This is a genomic window from Pleurocapsa minor HA4230-MV1 (assembly GCA_019359095.1).
Taxonomy (GTDB): domain Bacteria; phylum Cyanobacteriota; class Cyanobacteriia; order Cyanobacteriales; family Xenococcaceae; genus Waterburya; species Waterburya minor.
Map to the genome: position 1 here is coordinate 1 of JAHHHZ010000015.1, position 17710 is coordinate 17710.

The 17710-nt window shown below is 46.0% G+C and carries 22 protein-coding genes; all 22 read right to left on the bottom strand.

Features of this window, described 5'->3' with window-relative positions; translation table 11 throughout:
- Nucleotides 1-635 (bottom strand): hypothetical protein (locus tag KME09_07030; GenBank protein MBW4533676.1); only part of this gene is annotated, 635 nt, incomplete at its 3' end.
- A 208-nt stretch (nt 636-843) separates the two neighbouring features.
- Entirely contained in the window at nt 844-1764 is a 921-nt protein-coding gene (locus tag KME09_07035; protein MBW4533677.1) for an NAD(P)/FAD-dependent oxidoreductase, read from the bottom strand.
- A 118-nt stretch (nt 1765-1882) separates the two neighbouring features.
- Nucleotides 1883-2323, bottom strand: a complete 441-nt coding sequence (locus KME09_07040; GenBank protein ID MBW4533678.1) for an ester cyclase — start codon at nt 2321-2323, stop codon at nt 1883-1885.
- A 5-nt stretch (nt 2324-2328) separates the two neighbouring features.
- A complete protein-coding gene (locus tag KME09_07045; GenBank protein MBW4533679.1) occupies nt 2329-2781 on the bottom strand; it encodes a cupin domain-containing protein in 453 nt (150 codons plus the stop codon).
- Nucleotides 2782-2924: 143 nt separating this feature from the next.
- Nucleotides 2925-3650: an alpha/beta fold hydrolase gene (locus KME09_07050; GenBank protein MBW4533680.1), complete on the bottom strand. Its 726-nt coding sequence runs from the start codon at nt 3648-3650 to the stop codon at nt 2925-2927.
- A 149-nt stretch (nt 3651-3799) separates the two neighbouring features.
- Nucleotides 3800-4816, bottom strand: coding sequence for an NADP-dependent oxidoreductase (locus tag KME09_07055; protein ID MBW4533681.1), 1017 nt, complete (start codon nt 4814-4816; stop codon nt 3800-3802).
- Between the two features lie 50 nt (nt 4817-4866).
- A complete protein-coding gene (locus KME09_07060) occupies nt 4867-5781 on the bottom strand; it encodes an AraC family transcriptional regulator (protein ID MBW4533682.1) in 915 nt (304 codons plus the stop codon).
- Nucleotides 5782-6037: 256 nt separating this feature from the next.
- Complete coding sequence (locus tag KME09_07065; GenBank protein ID MBW4533683.1) at nt 6038-6619, bottom strand: ester cyclase; 582 nt, start codon at nt 6617-6619, stop codon at nt 6038-6040.
- Between the two features lie 143 nt (nt 6620-6762).
- Nucleotides 6763-6942, bottom strand: a complete 180-nt coding sequence (locus KME09_07070; protein ID MBW4533684.1) for a hypothetical protein — start codon at nt 6940-6942, stop codon at nt 6763-6765.
- Nucleotides 6943-7030: 88 nt separating this feature from the next.
- Nucleotides 7031-8209 carry a ScyD/ScyE family protein gene (locus KME09_07075; GenBank protein ID MBW4533685.1) on the bottom strand — a complete coding sequence of 393 codons (1179 nt, stop codon included), beginning with the start codon at nt 8207-8209 and terminating at the stop codon, nt 7031-7033.
- 422 nt (nt 8210-8631) lie between these two features.
- Nucleotides 8632-8793, bottom strand: coding sequence for a hypothetical protein (locus tag KME09_07080; GenBank protein ID MBW4533686.1), 162 nt, complete (start codon nt 8791-8793; stop codon nt 8632-8634).
- A 71-nt stretch (nt 8794-8864) separates the two neighbouring features.
- A complete protein-coding gene (locus KME09_07085; protein MBW4533687.1) occupies nt 8865-9575 on the bottom strand; it encodes a proline iminopeptidase-family hydrolase in 711 nt (236 codons plus the stop codon).
- Nucleotides 9576-9654: 79 nt separating this feature from the next.
- Entirely contained in the window at nt 9655-10191 is a 537-nt protein-coding gene (locus tag KME09_07090) for a cupin domain-containing protein (protein MBW4533688.1), read from the bottom strand.
- A gap of 164 nt (nt 10192-10355) precedes the next feature.
- Nucleotides 10356-10889: a cupin domain-containing protein gene (locus KME09_07095; protein MBW4533689.1), complete on the bottom strand. Its 534-nt coding sequence runs from the start codon at nt 10887-10889 to the stop codon at nt 10356-10358.
- A gap of 490 nt (nt 10890-11379) precedes the next feature.
- Nucleotides 11380-12657, bottom strand: coding sequence for a glycosyltransferase (locus tag KME09_07100; GenBank protein MBW4533690.1), 1278 nt, complete (start codon nt 12655-12657; stop codon nt 11380-11382).
- 37 nt (nt 12658-12694) lie between these two features.
- Nucleotides 12695-13453 (bottom strand): SDR family oxidoreductase, encoded by a 759-nt coding sequence (locus KME09_07105; GenBank protein ID MBW4533691.1) that lies wholly within the window; start codon nt 13451-13453, stop codon nt 12695-12697.
- Between the two features lie 189 nt (nt 13454-13642).
- Nucleotides 13643-14263 (bottom strand): GNAT family N-acetyltransferase, encoded by a 621-nt coding sequence (locus KME09_07110; protein ID MBW4533692.1) that lies wholly within the window; start codon nt 14261-14263, stop codon nt 13643-13645.
- 220 nt (nt 14264-14483) lie between these two features.
- Nucleotides 14484-15077, bottom strand: coding sequence for an ester cyclase (locus KME09_07115; GenBank protein ID MBW4533693.1), 594 nt, complete (start codon nt 15075-15077; stop codon nt 14484-14486).
- A gap of 201 nt (nt 15078-15278) precedes the next feature.
- Entirely contained in the window at nt 15279-15431 is a 153-nt protein-coding gene (locus KME09_07120) for a hypothetical protein (protein ID MBW4533694.1), read from the bottom strand.
- A gap of 54 nt (nt 15432-15485) precedes the next feature.
- Nucleotides 15486-16451 carry a glutathione S-transferase family protein gene (locus KME09_07125; protein ID MBW4533695.1) on the bottom strand — a complete coding sequence of 322 codons (966 nt, stop codon included), beginning with the start codon at nt 16449-16451 and terminating at the stop codon, nt 15486-15488.
- 23 nt (nt 16452-16474) lie between these two features.
- A complete protein-coding gene (locus KME09_07130) occupies nt 16475-16963 on the bottom strand; it encodes an SRPBCC family protein (GenBank protein MBW4533696.1) in 489 nt (162 codons plus the stop codon).
- A 140-nt stretch (nt 16964-17103) separates the two neighbouring features.
- Complete coding sequence (locus KME09_07135) at nt 17104-17421, bottom strand: ester cyclase (protein ID MBW4533697.1); 318 nt, start codon at nt 17419-17421, stop codon at nt 17104-17106.
- Nucleotides 17422-17710 lie beyond the last annotated feature (289 nt).

The following is a 17710-nucleotide window of genomic DNA, read 5'->3' on the forward strand; positions in this document are numbered from 1 at the left end:
AAATCGCGATCGAGGTTCGTATGAATATATTCGATCGCCTCCTGCAACTGAACGCGAGTTAAGCTTCTATTTTGGGATGTAATGGTGCGCGTAAAGGTGGAATAGTGGCGCAGCAGATGAATGACTAAAACTTGAGTTAAGGATTCGACATATAATCGTCCCATCATGCCACCTGACTGCAACTCGGCTAAAAGCAGCATTGCCATTTTATTAAGCTGTAAATCTTGCTGACCGAAACATCTCACGAGGTCGATCCGCTTTGTATCGATTTCGGAGGCTTCAGCGACTTGTTCGATTAACTCTGGTTTCAAACAAATGTGCAGTGGAGAGCAAATATCACCTTTGCGCCGATAATAGTAGCTCGGTTGTCCAGCAGGAACAAAGAGGGTGTCTCCCCTGTAAACGATCGATCTATGCAGGCGATCGTCACGTTTCTGAATCAAACGAGTGGGTTGTCCCAGGTGTAAGTTAAGCCAATGATCCGACAGGGCGGGAAGTTCCATTTCAAAGGATGAAGAAGAACTTTGACACTGCTCGACCAAAATGCCATTCCAGTCCATTTGCCGACTGGATAACATCAGCGTTTTATTCAGCCGTTGGCTGAGTTCAAGCGAGTTGAGCGGGTTGCTTGTCATAGAGCCTGTTTTCACCGATTGTTTGCAGTTGCTAACTAAACACCTTTCAGCTTTTTTTAGCCTAATTCTGGCGCAGCAAAAGTGTTCGTCAGTCAGGAATCCAACGTGATAACCAAAACATTTAATCACGATCTTACGATCGATGCTTCTGCCATTGGAGAGATTTTGCTAACCCAGCAAGCGAGCAATTGATCAGATTCTTATGGAGTTAAACGAAATCTTCCGCAATCAGGGAGTGATTTAAGCCACTGGCGACAGTACTACCCTGAAAAACAGCGACGGCGAGCGCCTGCATTGGTGAAGTGATGTCACCTGCCGCATAAACGCCTTTAACGCTGGTTTCGTTAAAAACATTGGTAGTCTTGATTAGATTGAATTCATTCAACTCACAGCCTAATTTTTCAGCTAAGTCTGAGCGAAGCTTTTGCTTCGGTCGTATCAGCATTCCGTGACACGTAATTTTTTCGTTTGTTTCAAAAACAATGGTTTCCAGTCGTCCGTCATTGCCTTCAAGCTGGACGATTTTCTCTTCACGCACAATGATTTGATGGTTTTCCAGCAGTTTTCTTTGCTCAAGGGTCAGATCGGCTTCGCCGTTGGTGCAGAGAACTAAATCAGCACTCCAGTTTTTCAGCAGTGCTGCCATTTCCATGCCAGTTTCGCCGTTCCCGACAACAGCAAGCGGTTCGTCGCGCACTTCCCAGCCATGGCAATAGGGACAATGAAACACACTTTTGCCCCAAAATTTACCAAAGTTTTCAATATCTGGAAATTCATCAATCACCCCGAAAGCCAGCAAAATTTTGCGCGATTGTTTCATCGTACCATCCTCAAACACCACGTCAAATTGGTCGCCGAATGGTTTAATTTCCTTGACGCCGATCGCTTGAAATTCGACGCTTTTGTAGGGTTTGAGTTGGTCGCGCCCGATGCTCAAAAGTTCGTGCGGGCTGATGCCGTCGCGAGTGAAAAAACTGTGCGACTCGTCGGCGTAAACGTTGCGTGGCTTGCCTTTGTCACAGACTAACACTCGCCGGCGACCTCTGCCCAAAAGGAGTGCCGCGCTGAGTCCGGCAGAGCCACCACCGACAATTACACAATCGTAAATCTCTTTGTTTTGGTTCATCATCTTTTTCCTATCTTCTACACTGATTCAGTGATACCGTATACTGTTCAACTCTCTGTTTTCTTGCTGACTGATTGCAGTTAAACGCTAGTTTCAGTCTGCAAGTAGGTTGCTATGTAGGCTATACCAAATTTTCTCCACGTAACTGCTGCAACATAGTCAGTGAATCACCTATCGTCCGATGTTCGACAATCTTGCCATCTGCTAGTCGATCGACCTGTACGATTGAAAATTTTACCTGCTTGCCCGTCGGCGGAATCCCAAGAAACTCTCTGCGATGGGTACCCGTAAATGTTCCATGACTGACAACTTTATAGTCTTCAGCAATGACATCTTCAATTGTGTAGTAAACATCTGGGAATGTAGAGCGCGCCATCTGTAAGTGTTCGACAAAGTTATCACCGCCCCGAATGACTGCTCCTGACATTAACTGAGCAACCATATTCGGAGCAAGCAACTTCTTGGCTTGCTCGAAATTTTCTTGGTTAACAGCTTTGTAGAATTGAAGGACAATGGCTTTGTTTTGTTCTAATAACATTGAAATCTCCTTTGTTGTCTGCAATGGATTTACTCCGTTTTTGGAGTAGTGAAGGGCAAAGTTCCAGGCGGGCCTAAAATCTCGTCGCCGATCTCGGCAGAAATCCGATCAAACAGCGACATATCGGGTGTTTCTTTCTTCTCCTGCGTCCCTACTGCTGCAATCAGCCGAGCAAAGGCACTGGGCGCAGCAATCATCAACCCACGCGCTGGATAATCGCCGCTCGCGCCAACGACATGAGGTATACCAACTGGAATCAGAAAGTTTTCACCCGTGCTTAGTACGAACTTGTTCTCACCTGCCCAAACCGTCAACTCTCCTTCGATCGCGTATATATGTTCCCAATAGCGGGTGTGGCGATGGAGAGGTGTTTGCGAACCAGGTGGAAAGTAACCTTCGATTAAATCGTAATGTCCGACCGTCGTGGTGCGATCGGCAAGGATAGTGAAGCAAGAACCAAAAAGCCAGAAAGATTCCATCATGAAATTGCTCCTGTCGAGTTAATGTGTAATCGCTGTGACCGATCTAATATTTCCGCTTTATACTGTTACCGCTTACTACTTACTACTTACTACTTACTACTTACTACCTAATCTCAACCCATCAATTCAAACTTGACGATCTACTAGTCGCGTCCTGCTGCGATAATTTTTTCGGCTAAACCGCCAGGATTAGAAAACATCACCTCATGACTCCCTGGCATTTGTACGAACCGAAATAATCCTAAGCGATTGGACATTCTCGGATGCCAACCCCACTCGCCTTGAGGGAGTGCAATATCTTCACTACAGTAGAGGTAACTCTTGGGGATGGGTAGCGAGTAAAATTGTTGTAAGTCCAACTTGTCAATGAACGGTTGATAGGGTTGAGACGATAATTGTGCATAACTGGATTTAGCTAGTTCGAGATCGGCATCATTGATAAATGCTTCGCGCCAAACATCGAAAGGCATCATCATCGTGTTATCGTCCGATTCTTTCGCTAGTTGCTCCATTAACTGTTGGAGATGTGGTGGTAGGTTATCTCTAAGGCTCTCTCCATGATTCAAGATAAAGGCATCCAAGAAGATCAGCCGTTTAAGGCGATCGCCAATTTCTTCGGCAACTTTAGCAATAATCGTCCCGCCGAAACTATGTCCTAGTAGGACGATATCAGTTAAGTCTTTGCTAACAATATAATCTACTATCGATTGCGTACATTGGGCGTGGTTGACATTTTTATTCACACCTTTACCGTTTCCAGCAATTGTAGGAGCAAAAGCTTGATGCCCTTGAGCTTCTAGATGTTGGATGACCCCTTTCCAAGCAGAACCATCATGCCATGCGCCATGAACTAAAACAAAAGTTGACATTGAATAACTCCTATTATTTAGTTGCGATCAATGAGTGCGTTTAAGGGCAATTTCGGATCGAGTGCCTTACGCGCGCTGTCAACGCCTACAACGGGAAGTGTAGTAGGATCGAGCGATGATTTGTCAGATTCTTAGGTTTTTTTTAGTCCCTACTCCTCTGAAACTCTAATGATCAGCTTGCCCTGATTCGTGCCGTCAAAGAGCTTGTTAATTGTGTGGGGAGCGTTCTCCAGACCATCAATTACATCGACACGATATTTAATCTTGCCTTGAGCGTACCATTGACTTAAATCTGCTAGAGCTTCCTGGGCGCGGTCCAAATAGTCAAGGACAATAAATCCTTCGAGCTTCGCACGCTTAATCAGGATGTTAACAAAATTGTATGGCCCAGGCACTGGCTCGGTAGCATTGTACTGCGAGATGAGACCACAAAGGACAATTCGCGCTCGGAGGTTGATGAGGCTTAAGACAGCATCGAGGATTTCACCACCTACATTCTCGAAGTAAACATCGATTCCGTCTGGGCAATGCTGCTGCAAGCTTTCGAGGACAGACTCAGTTTTGTAGTTAATAGCGGCATCGAAGCCAAGCTCTTCTTTAAGCCAACGGCATTTTTCTTCGCTACCCGCAATCCCAACAACACGACATCCCTTGATTTTGCCGATTTGCCCCACCAGAGAGCCAACGGCTCCAGCAGCCCCAGAAACTACAAGCGTCTCACCAACCTTGGGCTTTCCTATATCCAAAAGACCGAAGTATGCCGTCATACCAATGAATCCAAAAAGTCCCAAGTATGCTGTTAGTGGGATAGACGGGTCTTTTGGGAACTCAGATAAGTTAGTACCGTCGGTGACTGCATAGTCCTGCCACCCCAGAAACCCCTGAACGAATGTTCCCTCTGGGAAGTTAACATTGCGAGATTGCTCGATCTTACCGATGCCGATACCCCGCATCACCTCACCAATGGCTACAGGTGGGAGGTAATTTTCTCCCTCGTTGAGCCATCCTCGGTTGGTTGGATCGAGGGATAGATAAATGTTGCGGACGAGGATCTGTCCTTCTTCTAGAGTGGGTATAGGTTCTTGCCTCCATTCAAAATTAGATTCGGCGACCGAATCTACGGGTCGCGTAGCCAGACACCACTGTCGATTTATTTTTGTTGTCATTTAAACTTCCTCCTGCATTTTTAGGCAAACTCGATTTCAGATTCTTATGGTTAAGGGCGCAACTGTTTTGGGGTCATTCCCGTAAATCGCTTAAACTGTTGCGTCAGAAGACTTTGACTGGAGAAGCCGACTTGTAAAGCAATGTCCGCGATCGCTAAATCCGTTTTCGATAACATCAATTTTGCTTGTTCCACTCGCTGACCAATCACATACTGATGTGGTGGAATTCCCATTGCCTGTTTGAATAAACTGGCAAAGTAAGTGGGACTGACATTAATAACGCTGGCTAGTTCGACCAATGATAAATCTCGATCGAGGTTCGTGTGAATATAATCGATCGCTTGTCGCAACTGAGTACGAGTTAAGCTTCTCTTGGAAGATGTGATGATGTGTGCCGACTCAGCATAATGTCGCAACAGATGAACCACTAACACTTGGGTCAGCGATTCAATATACAATTGCCCCATTATGCCACCCGATCTCACCTCAGCTAAAAGCAGCATGGCAATATGCTGAAGATTTAAATCTTGTTGACCCAGATGGTTCATAAGATTGAGCCGCGCTGGATCAATTTCAGACGCTTCAGCAACTTGTCTGACAAGGTTTGGCTGTAGGTGAATATTGATGTCCGTTGTGAACTTACTTCCTAGACAACGCCAGTGGATTGGCTGTCCAGCCGGAACCAAGAGACTATCCCCCTTACGGAAGATTGATTCATGCCAGCGAGCGTCAGATTTCTGGCTTAGAGACATGGGATGCCCCACTGGTATGATTAGCCAATGATCGGATAAGGCAGGAAGTTCAAGTTCACTTGGATTGGAAGAATATTGAGACTGTTCAACCAAAATCCCGTTCCAACCCATCTGCCGACTGGATAACACTAGAGATGCACTCAAGTGTTGGTTGAGTTCGATCGAGCTAGTCAGGGAGCTAGTCAGGGAGCTAGTCATGGGGTTTGTCTTCATCTAATAGTTCGCAGGTTAGCTTGAAGAATGAATACTTCTATTCTGATTTTTTCAGACTGATTCTATTGCATAAGTTCATCGTAGACTCGATCGACTTTGGCGTGAATATACAAAACTTGCAGATGATTGCCTAATCCTCTCAAACAAGGCGTTAATTCAGGAAAAGATTTTTTACTTTCATGAACTAAGACAAAAGTTGATATTGGATAACTCCTACATTTAGTCGCGTGAAGCGAAGCTATCCCGTAGGGAATCGCTAAGTGCGATCAATTAGTGCGTTTGAAGGCAAGTTTGGATCGAGTGCTTTTCGCGCGCTGTTAACGCCCACAACAGGCAATGTACTAGAATCGAGTAAGCCAAGTTGAACCAAGACACTCGCCTGATCCCAGTAGATGTGTTCGTGGGCTAGCTTGTCGTCACGGAACTGAACGATCGCTACCACTGCCACTTCAATCCGTTTTCCTGTCGGCGCAATACCAGGTAGCATCCAATCTATTTGAACGGGATGAGTGAATTTAAGCACCATTTCATCGACGAGGCGATCGTTTCCAATCGTGCGCGAGATCGGAGTTAGCTCGGTGTCTGGTGCCATCTGTGGAATGAAGTATTGAGAATAAAACTCGCGTAGTGCTGGTTTTCCTACTCCCCCAGTCATTACTGGAATGTTGTTAACGTAAGCATCCTCAACCATCGTGACGAGGGTATCTTCAGTGTTGTGAGTGTCAAACTCGTACCGCAAATGCTCTTCCCAGAGTTCTTGTAAAAACTCCTGGGCTGGTGTCAAGTTAGTAGTTGTCTTTTTATTTGCTTGTTCGTCTACAGTTTGTTTGTTGACCATGTTAGATTCTCCTTTTTATCTATCTTTAGTGTATTGAGTTCCAATGCTTGACTTCTTTCAGATTCTTACGATGATTTGTCAGATTCTTATCTAAATATTTCCTCTTTATACTGTTGCCGATTTGAGCGATCGCAGGTCACTGATTATTCCTGCTGAAGAAAGTCCAGTAACACGGGATTGACCCGATCTGCATGAGTCCAGTTGATGACGTGTGGTTCGCCAGAGATGACAACAAGTTGACTGTTTTTAATTAGCTTCGGGAGTCTTGCTGCGGTGGACTCAAAAGAAAAAACTCTTGAACTTTTTCCCAGTCTCCAAGTCACTCATTCTCTCAGTTCAGTCATAACAAGCAAATTAGAGGTAGCAATTTCAATCGAGGAGCGGTCTATTGAAAATGGTGCAAGATATGAGTTAAATTAACTCGCTCGCGTTTACATTTGGATCGAGGTCGCCACCCGTGTTGTACCCATAATCAAACACGCCTGGAGAGTAAACATCTGCTGGGTCGCCATTTGCCCCACTCGTCGTCCCGTATTCTAAACTCAACTTTAATACCTCTCCTTCTCCAGCCAAAAAGCCTTTATTAGAAATGTAAATATCGCCATCAGAACCGATTTCTAAACCCGTTGGATTAATTAGCTCGTCATCTGCGATTGTAGTGCGAGTTTTACCATCTGGAGACATATAGATCAGCGCACCTTCGTCGCTTCCATTCGAGATCCCGTCTGCGTCATATTCTAAGACATATAGACCACCAGACTCATCAAAAGCTAGATCGGCGATATTTGTAAACCCTTCTGCATAAACCTCTGGCTGACCTTCGGCATTAAGCCGATAAACTTCTGCTGTTTCTGCTTGAAAAGGAGCCCCAGTCAACTCACCGACATAAAAAGCACCATCAGGGCCGACTGCGATCGAGGTAGGAACGGGCTGCCGTACTATTTCTTCACCCGTAAGCGGATCGGTTGTGGTAGTAGTGGGAAAGACGGTTTCTAAAGTTGGCTCGCCACCAAAGGCTCTTTGACTGAGCAGATCGTTGCCACCTGCATCAATGACATAGGCTGTATTATCTTCAATCAGCAAGTCATAGAGGTTGGTAATCACATCTTGCCCATCGGGATTGTTGTTTTGTTCGTAAACGCCAAAATCGGTCAATCTTGTCCAAGAAGCACCGCCGTCAAAATTATCGATCGCAATTAAATGGCTAAAATCAGTCACTTGTAAAAGGCTGTCTCGATTGGCTGGATTGCTGGCAAGCCCAACAATTCCATAAGCATTTCCATCGGCATCAAACTCAAGATCGTTAATACCTGAAGCATCGGAGCCATCGGGTAATGCCAGCGATGGTAGTCCAGTTACAACTCGTTCCACATCTCCGTTTTGAATGCGGGTAATTGCACCTGTTGCGCCATAGGACAAAAACGCCCCTGGTTGACTTGGAGACGGAACACTAGCTCCTGTTCCCCCTCGTCCTGCTTCGGTAACATAAAGTGATCCATCAGAATCAAAGCTCAGCTTGCGTGGGCCATCCAGATTAGATGCCAGCACCTCAATTTGCGATATTTGTGGTGTTTTTACGGTTTCAGACATGATTTTCTTACTTTGAATTTACAACGATTTATCTTCGGTAGCGGACTTGAAAAATCGCCAGAATTTCGTTCTACCTACCTAAAATTTAATTAGTTTCAATACTCGATTTCTTTCAGATTCTTATGGTGATTTATCAGATTCTTATGAAGTTAGCGACCCTGTTTCGGTGTTACTCCAGTCAATCGCTTAAACTGTTGCGTCAAGTGGCTTTGATTGGAGAAAATCACTTATAGTGTAATACTAGCGATCGGCAAGAATGGTGAGGCAAGAACCAAAAAGCCAGAAAAATTCCATCATGACATTACTCCTATCGAATTAATGCGTAATCGCTGAGAGGCGTTGCTGATTTAAAGTCTGAAACCGATAAGTAAACTGTTCGTCCTAAAGGATACCGCTACGCATATAGCTATAAGCTATAAGCTTTAGGCATCTATTCCTGCATCGATATCTTGAATAAATTGGCTCAGACCCTCAAAATAAACCTGCTGATCGTCGTAAATTGCCAAGTGACTGCCCTGTGGACAAAAGAGATAGCGTCCCTGACTAACCGTTTTTGCCATCCATTCCAGATGTGCAGGGTTCATCGTGTCGTATCGGCTGCCGATCGCCAGCATCGGTACAGCGATCTTGGCTAAGTCGGCAGTCCGATCCCAGTTTAAGAGCTTTCCCTTGACACCCAGTTCAGCGGTACATAGATGTCTTGATTAAGGTGTTTGAAGGTGCGGTTTAAAGGCTCTGGCCACTGTTCGGGTGGCATTCGTAGCACATGATGAACATAGTGGTGTGGAATCAAGAGTTCCATGTAGCGCGGATTGTTATAGTCTGCTTGCGCTTCTATCTGCTCGATTTCAGCTAAAATCTCTGGAGCGATCGCTGGCATTAGCACCTGCTTGGCGTACTCGTTGTAAGCGGGGATACTGGTCATCATGTTGGAGATGATTAGTCCTTTCAGGTGTTGTTGATATTTCAGGGCATACTCGATCGCCAGAATTCCACCCCAGGAATGTCCATAGAGATAGAAATTGTCTCGATCCAATCCCAGATGTTGGCGTACCTGTTCGACTTCTTCTACAAAGCGGGGCAGTTCCCAGAGATCTGGCTCATCGGGGCGATCGCTGTAGTAAGAACCCAACTGATCGTAGTAGTAGTATTCAAAACCAGCCTGGGGAAAGTAGCTGTCAAACGCCTCCAGATACTCGTGGGTCAATCCAGGGCCACCGTGTAGGAGCAGCACTTTGATGGTCGGGTGATTACCTACCCGTTTCGTCCAGACTCGGAATGTCCCTTTTGGCGTCTCGATAGGAATCATCTGCACGCCACCACTGAGAAGATCGTGGCGATTCACCTCAGAAAACTCGCGAAGCAAACCGCGTTCATCTAAATCGGTGTTCATATTTTATGTCTCGGTTAGTAGAAAGTTGCTAATTGATTGTTGAGTGATGCAACTAACCCAGTGGTGTCACTCCGAAGCCAGGGTATTGTGGCAGCAGTTCCGCCGTTTCTTCTGGAGTCAGCATCTTGACTCCGTACTTGGCAGCCAGCGCGACCGCCTCTTCAGGATCAGACTCTGCATAAGTCGCTATATGTGCAGGGATTTCCATACTGGTTGCTGGACTCGACATCGCTTCAAAGTATCCGTCCAGACCTCCTGGTTGTACCCAAGCTAGGAAATGGAGGGGCGATAGGAAGTAGAATGCGTGCGCCTGCATTCGGGGAAGGAAGACCATTTCGCCCGCCCGCGCTATTTTCACCTGACCCATACAGTACACCTCTAGCTCACCTTCTAGAATGTAAAACACCTCATCCTGGTCATAATGGAGATGGGGCGGTGGCTCTGCTCCTGGTACCGTCCGAATCTCCAGAAGTAAGGAACGGTTTTCGGTCTCGGCGGAGGTTGCGAGAAAAGTCATCAGACCACCCATATAAGATCGGGTAGTTTCTATGACTGCGCTACGAACGAAAAAATCTGCTACTTGGTTCATGATTTTACCTCTAATTATTGATGTGAAATATTAATGTGACTGTCGCGATGGCATACCCGCCTACAGTAGGCGATCGCGATCGCTTTTGTAGCAACTTCAATCTTTGTGGTGCAAGTCTTTTACAGTTGTACGTTATCTATATTTGCTGGGTTGGCATCTCGTCGTTAGCCATCCAGCAAACGCCCGCTATCGACCGCTTCCACAAAGAATCCCTGATGCTGGGCTGCCACCGTTTCAAAGCGTTGTACCGCTTCAGGACTCAACGGGCTAATCTCGTCCTCAGGTCTCACCAGGACTCCGACCTCGTTGAAAATGGCTTCATGGTAGTAGGTTGATGTGGAAAGGAATCTCGCTGGTCGATCCGAACGATTGGTGCAGCCGTGCGGTGCATTTATCGGCACATGCACACTCTCACCTTCATCACACCTGAGCCACTCCTTCTGGCTATCGCTGCCAATCCGTTCAAAATCCAGAGTTCCGTCGAGGACATAGAAATACTCTGGATATGGGTGGGTGTGTAGAGGAATACCTTGACCCGGAACCAGTTCCGCCTCGTAGACGCTGAAAGCATAACCCGTATCTTTGGCTTTGATCTTCCAGTTCATCCGCAGACCAAGGACATCCATCAACTCCCCCTCATCTCGATAAATCTTCCGCAGATTGTGATCCGCTAGTGCGACAGAGTAGTTAACTTTCATAATCAGTCTCCTTTTACAGTTCTGTAATTAGCATTTCTCAAACAACATAAAGCATTGACTCATCAGCAATGAGAATTTTCAGTTAAGTCTTCTTCAATTTGTTCTAACTGAAGTGTAGTAAAGACCAGCGCTTGATTGCTTTCAGATTCTTACAATGATTTATCAGATTCTTATGGTGCTTCTTTCAGTGATAGTGAACCTGTTTCAATGCCGTTCCAGTCAATCCCTTAGAAATTACCTATTCAAAGCTTTATTAGATTCTTATCAGGTTAGCGAACTCAAACAGCGGTGATTTCAATAACGATTTGCCTCAATCTTGCTAGGCTCCTGGCTTGAGGTTAAGCGATCGCGCTCATTCAGAAGTTCTTGCAGGTAACGACCATAGCTATTTTTAGCCAGAGGTTGAGCTAATTACAACAATTCAGATGAGTCAACATATCCCAAGCCATAGGCAATCTCTCCCAATAAGCACTTCCCTTAACCCGATTCTTCAAACGGTTGATCGCTCAGGAACACACGCTTCGATCAGTTTCAGCACCTCTATATCTGTGTTGTGGCTGGCGAACTCCCGTGCCAGTTCCTTTGCCCGCTGGCGATACACTGGGTTGTCGAGCACCTCTCTCGCCGCTGCACGTAGGCTCTCTGCCGTGGGCTGATTGGTTTTCAAGTCGATGCCAACACCCGTCCACTGTACATGCGCCGATACTTCCTCCTTGTCTTCTGTCATTCCTGCCGAAACGATCAGAATCCCCTGTGCCAATGCCAAATTCACCGTGCCATATCCGCCGTTCGTGATCAGCAGATCCACACTCGGTAGAATCAACTCATAGGGCAGAAACGATGCCACATGCGCATTTGCTGGAATCTCGATCAAAAGTGACTCACTCGGTTGTTCTCCTGTAGTTGCTACAACAGTGACATCTTCTTCAGCAAGAGCAGTCAACGTCGGACTGATGAGTTGACGGAGATCCCGGTTAGCGACTATTCCCTGAGTGACAAGCACCAGGCGCTTTGTCCGATCGAGTTCATGCCACCAGGTTGGCAGTTCATGCTGTTTTGGAGGCACAGGTAACAGACCAACATGATGCACTCGCGAAGATAAATCTTCTGAATACTGGAAACTCTCGATTCCTGTTTGCAGAAAAAGATCGGGCAGAACAGTCATGCTCTCTAGAGGGGAACACGGTAGCGGAGGGCAACCCAACTCGGCGAGTGCCTTGTCCATCGCAGCCTTGCTTGGCTGATGAAACACCTCCTCTCGTCTCTCATGTTTTGCCAACTGCTCTTGCTTCGTCATACCCGGTCGGGGTGCGCTGTTCTTAGCGGTAAACGGATTCAGCAGCGTCACGCCTAGATGGACGATCGCCGGACGTTCCTCGCGTTTCCCAAGCAGCAGCGGCAGCGTCCCAAAGAATGCTGCGTCTGCCAAAATCACATCCGCCGGAAAATCTTGCAGTGCTTGCCTCAGTCCTGCTGCTTGACTGCCGATCTGTTTCCCAAAGTAATATTCGAGATCGAAGGCTTGTATCTCCATGCTCGGATTCTTCGTTTGCCTTTTTGGAAGCTCCATGTGAGCCATTAGATCGGCAAAGCTATTGGTTTCTGGAAGCTCCGGAATAAATGGTACCCCTGCCGCCTCCACCATCGACTTCAACTCAGGTGCCGTCTGTAGGACGACCTCGTGATTGTGTTTGATCAGAATGTTGGCGACTGTTAGCAGTGGATTCAAATGGCTCGGAGCAGTCGTTGATGCAATTAATATCTTCATTGGAAATCCTTCAGTGTTACTAATCGACAATCAGAAATTAACTTGCTGTATATCCACCGTCGATCAATAAGGGTTGTCCAGTGATGTAGCTTGCAGCATCAGAGCAGAGAAACACAACGGCTTGAGCAATCTCTTTTGGCTGACCGATGCGATGCATTGGAACCATAGCTGCAAAACCATCAGCCGTAGTACCCCACTTGCTAATGACGCGATCGATCATTTCAGTTTCAATAACACCAGGGTTAACTGCATTAATCCGAATGCCCTGCTTGGCATAGTCCAGTGCTGCCGATCGCGTGAGTCCCATGACGGCGTGTTTACTCGCGTTGTAAAGAGAGCTTCTTGGAAACGCAATCACCCCCGCAGTCGAGGAGGTATTGACGATCGCTCCAGATCCTTGAGACAACATCTGCTGAATTTCATATTTCATGCACAGGAACAATCCCCGGACATTGATCGCCATGAGTTGCTCAAAATCTTCAATAGATTGTTCATGCAAAGGTTTAACGAATCCTTCATCGCCTGCATTGTTGAAGGCGCAATCGAATCGCCCGTAGGTTTCAACAGTCTTTTGCACTAACGCTTTGATATCTTCCTCATTTGAAGCATCGGAATGGACATATAAACATTCAGCGCCTGTTTCACGAATCAGTTTGGCAGTTTTCTCACCTTCTGCATCACGTCTACCTGAGAACACGACTTTTGCTCCAGCAGCACCGAACGCGATCGCGGTTGCTCGACCAATGCCCGAAGTTCCTCCAGTGACTAAAGCTACCTTATCTTCTAGCATCATGATAGTTACCTCTTGTTGTGAATGGTTGTATCGCTTTTGATCGTCATTTCCTGAACTCGATTTACATTCCCTAATTCTGCACTATCGATAAATTGCCTATGAACGAAACACTAGCACTGCAATTCGTCAACTCAGACAAGCTTTAAGTTAGCCGAACTGTGAAGATAATTGCAGCGTAAAGTTTATAATGCTCTAATGTGTATCAGTTTGCGGCTGGCGCTTCATTCCCCAAAATTCATAACCAGCAAATGTTTCTTGGTGAGCAATCTCAAAGCCATGTCGCTGATAGAACCGCACATTAGCAGTGCTAGAACCTTCTAAATAACAAGGTATATTTGACCGATCGGCTGCTTGCAACACAGGTTGAAGTAACTTGCCGCCAATTCCTTGACCTTGGCATTCGGGTGATACGCCCAGCATTGCTAAATACCAGTGCGGTTCTGGGGTAATTTGGCTATGCAATTGGATCTCTGTGATGTTCAATGCAATCCAGTCTTTGATTCGACCCCAGCGCATGTAAAAAGGAACCGTGAGCAATCCTGATGTCATAGCTTGCCACAACTGAAATAAAGTTATTTGAGAAGCCTCTGGAGGCAACCAGATTGCCACACCTTTTAAATCTTCGGTTGTATAGATCTGATTGTAAGGTTGTGCATAGTTCAATAGTGCTTGACTGATGCGCTTTAGAGTAGCCAGTTTGGCAGAACTCTCTTTGGGTAAGAAATTTGCCAAGAGCGGATCTTGGCTGAAAGCGGCTGAGAGTTGCTCAGATGCAACCACAAAATTTGATGAGTTCAACTTGTTGATGTTCATCTTGATCTATTACCTGAATATAGCGATTATTCTCAATCCTTCAACGAATAGAACTACCCTCATTTGCAAGTCTTTTATCATCAAGGATATATTCCCCGCGAAACTGCTGCATCATAGATAGTGCATCACTTTGCTTGAGTAAAAGTTGCTTGCATGGGTGTACAAGTTGTTAATGGTCGGTACTGAAATAGGAAAGGCTCCCGGAACACTACTCTTACCCCTATTCGCGATCGCTGGCGCGATCAATCAATGTATTTGAGGGTAAGTTCCGATTCATCAACTTCCGCGCACTGTCAACGCCTACGATGGGTAGATTTGCAGAATCAAGCAAGCCGAGTTGAACCAATACACTCGCCTGATCCCAGTAGAGGTGTTCATGAGCGACCTTGCCATCCCGAAATCGAATAATGGCAACCACTGGTACTTCAACTCCTTTCCCGGTCGGAGCAACACCGGCTAGCATCCATTCCATCTGAATCGTATGAGTGAACTTAGCCACCATTTCATCGACCAGTTGATCCGTCCCGATCGTGCGCGAAATTGGAACTAGCTCGAAGTCTGGCGGGATCTGTGGAATGAAGTATTTGGAATAAAACTCACCCACTGCTGGTTTTCCGACTCCTCCGGTCATGACCGGGATGTCGTTCACGTAAGCATCTTCAACCATCGTCGCGAGAGCATCTTCAGTGCTGTGAGTGCCAAACTCGGACTGTATATGTGCTTCCCAGACTGCTTGCAAGGCTCCCTGGGCAGGGGTCAAGCTAGGAGTCGCCTGTTGATTGTCTGCTTGATTTACAGTTTGTTCTGTGACCATGTTAATGTAATCTCCTGATTGGTAGTGTTGACTGTATTGTCTATGCTGGCTTTGTCTACAGCTTACTGAGTTCCAATGCTTGACTTCTTCCAAATTCTTACGGTGCTTTATTAGATTCTTATTGCGCTTGAACAATCGAACTTAACTTACACTGCTTTAATCGATCTCCTTGTATATTGAGGGAAGGTAAAAAGATTAGAGTTAATTTTGTAATGATGTTTTAACCAAGTCGGCTGCCTTTTCGCCAATCATGATCGTAGGTGCATTCGTATTTCCGGTTGTAATGGTTGGCATGATCGAAGCATCAACGACTCGCAATCCTTCAACACCCTGTACCCTTAGTAATGAGGCGATTGGCGACCACGCAGCCTGCTAAGCCTGTACCGATCGCAATGTAATCGTAGTGAATCATAAAAACCTCGATAGTCCATCACGATCGTGCGGTTCATCGAAATTGATGATTGGCCCCTTTGGTACAATTTGATTGGGATTAATGTCAGTCATACTCGCGTAATAGCCGTGCTTAGCATAGTCTAGATTGCAGGTTGCTTTGAACTCAGGACGCTGATAGAGATCTTTGAGATAGTTCCAAAGGTTCGGATAGTCAACAATCCGCCGCAGATTGCACTTAAAGTGACCGTAATACACTGAATCGAAGCGATACAGCGTTGTGAACAGGCAAATGTCAGCTTCAGTCAGTTGAGTACCGCATAGATAGCGCTGCTGGCTGAGAACCATTTCCCATCGGTCTAAATGCTCGAAGAGTTGAGTGACTGCTTCTTCGTAGGCGACTTGTGAAGTTGCAAAACCAGCGCGATAGACTCCAATGTTGATGGGTAAATAAATTGAATTGATCGTTTGATCAATCTTTTCGCGTAGGTTGTGTGGGTAGAAATTGATGGTTTGGGTTGAGAATGCTTCAAACTCTACATCAAGCATTCGCATAATTTCGAGAGAATCATTGTTCACAATGGTTTGCTTCTGTTTGTCCCACAGTAATGGAACTGTCACTTTTCCAGTGAATCTTGGATCTGCTTTCAGATAAATCTCTTGCAAATATTGAGGGCTGTCGGGTATTGCTTCTGAAGCTTGAGAAAAGCTCCAACCCCGATCACCCAGAATGACATCTGCGATCAACACTGAGACCGTATCCTTCAATCCTTTCAGTTCCCGCATAATCAAGGTTCGATGCGCCCACGGACAAGCTAAGGAAACATAGAGATGATAGCGTCCTGCTTCTGCTTTGAATCCGCTCGAACCGTCGGCAGTGATGCGATCGCGAAACGTTGTCGGTTTCTCATGAAATTTACCATTCTGATCTTGATCATTGCGCTCAGTGATCCATTTCCCTTTGACCAACATTCCTAATGCCATTGTTTTCTCCTACTGTAATTTAGTCAATGTACAAAATTAGTCGTTGCTAAGGAACGAACCGCCAAAGCTTCCAGCCATCTCTGATTCGAGTTATGGATGAGGTTAGGCGCAAACAACTTGAGTAGACGTGGAACAATTCCACGCAGCGTTTCTGCACTCAAAACGCGACAGCCGTTGGGGGTTGGAGTGATGAGCCAAATGTGGTAGGCTTGCAGTCCTGTTGCTCTCCCGTCCCAGGCAATCCGCTGATTCGGCACGAATTCTTTCACTTTCACTGCGCTGGTCACGCCGCTAGCAGTGAAAGTGAAAGCCACGTCCTGAGACAATTTGCGGGAACCGTCCTGGATACGAACATTCGACAAGGCGGGTTGCCAGGTCTGCCAATCCGCAGCGGTAATGAGACGATCCCAAACCTCCGCAGGCGACGCTGAAATGTCTATTGTGCTAACAACGTGAACTGGAGAGCGGCTCGGATCGTACTCTGCTGGAAAACGAATCGAATCTGTGTTCATAGTGTGTTCCTCATTTGTGTTTGAACTATCTTATTAATCATTGCGATCGAGCAAACTGCTGAAGGATGATGTGTGGAGAATGCCACGGATATTTAGATCAATCATGCGGTTCCACTCATCGACGCAAATGTTGTAGATGATTACCGAATGGGCGGTGTAATCGTTGCCCAACGTTCAGCCAGTTTGCCCTCTGCTAATCTCCAAAGCACAAAGCCCTTAAACTCACTTTTCTTTCCCGTCGAAGCATCGGTTCCGCGCCAGGTGCATCGCATCATCACCTTATCCCCTTCAGCGATCGCGTCCTCAACTGTAACGTGTAAATCGGGATACTTTGCGTATGCCTTCTCCATCGTCTGCTTAACCAGTTCGGGACTCACCAATCCTACAAAAGGTTCTTCGTGATCGATAAAGTCAGATGCGAAGTTTTGGTAAGCAATGGCAGAATTCTTGCGGTTCACAATCTCCTCAAAGTGATTGCGAATGAATGTTTTATTCTGTTCAAGTGTTTGTTCCATGATGTGAAAGAACTCCATGGTTTGCTAGTTGTGTAATGTTCTATCTATCTGAAGTGTAGTAAGTCTCAATACTTGACTATTTTCAGATTCTTATGGCGATTTGTTAGATTCTGATGGTGAAGGGCGCACCTGCTTTGGTGTCATGCCAGTGAATCGCTTAAACTGTTGCGTCAGATGACTTTAGCTAGAGAAACCGACTTGTAAGTTTAGCAGATATTTGGAAGTAGTTTTT

Bases quoted from the DNA above. Each gene is read 5' to 3' on its own strand.
- KME09_07035 (MBW4533677.1), bottom strand. From the start codon at position 1,764: ATGATGAACCAAAACAAAGAGATTTACGATTGTGTAATTGTCGGTGGT.
- KME09_07045 (MBW4533679.1), bottom strand. From the start codon at position 2,781: ATGATGGAATCTTTCTGGCTTTTTGGTTCTTGCTTCACTATCCTTGCC.
- KME09_07050 (MBW4533680.1), bottom strand. From the start codon at position 3,650: ATGTCAACTTTTGTTTTAGTTCATGGCGCATGGCATGATGGTTCTGCT.
- KME09_07055 (MBW4533681.1), bottom strand. From the start codon at position 4,816: ATGACAACAAAAATAAATCGACAGTGGTGTCTGGCTACGCGACCCGTA.
- KME09_07060 (MBW4533682.1), bottom strand. From the start codon at position 5,781: ATGAAGACAAACCCCATGACTAGCTCCCTGACTAGCTCCCTGACTAGC.
- KME09_07065 (MBW4533683.1), bottom strand. From the start codon at position 6,619: ATGGTCAACAAACAAACTGTAGACGAACAAGCAAATAAAAAGACAACT.
- KME09_07075 (MBW4533685.1), bottom strand. From the start codon at position 8,209: ATGTCTGAAACCGTAAAAACACCACAAATATCGCAAATTGAGGTGCTG.
- KME09_07080 (MBW4533686.1), bottom strand. From the start codon at position 8,793: ATGAACCCTGCACATCTGGAATGGATGGCAAAAACGGTTAGTCAGGGA.
- KME09_07090 (MBW4533688.1), bottom strand. From the start codon at position 10,191: ATGAACCAAGTAGCAGATTTTTTCGTTCGTAGCGCAGTCATAGAAACT.
- KME09_07095 (MBW4533689.1), bottom strand. From the start codon at position 10,889: ATGAAAGTTAACTACTCTGTCGCACTAGCGGATCACAATCTGCGGAAG.
- KME09_07100 (MBW4533690.1), bottom strand. From the start codon at position 12,657: ATGAAGATATTAATTGCATCAACGACTGCTCCGAGCCATTTGAATCCA.
- KME09_07110 (MBW4533692.1), bottom strand. From the start codon at position 14,263: ATGAACATCAACAAGTTGAACTCATCAAATTTTGTGGTTGCATCTGAG.
- KME09_07115 (MBW4533693.1), bottom strand. From the start codon at position 15,077: ATGGTCACAGAACAAACTGTAAATCAAGCAGACAATCAACAGGCGACT.
- KME09_07125 (MBW4533695.1), bottom strand. From the start codon at position 16,451: ATGGCATTAGGAATGTTGGTCAAAGGGAAATGGATCACTGAGCGCAAT.
- KME09_07130 (MBW4533696.1), bottom strand. From the start codon at position 16,963: ATGAACACAGATTCGATTCGTTTTCCAGCAGAGTACGATCCGAGCCGC.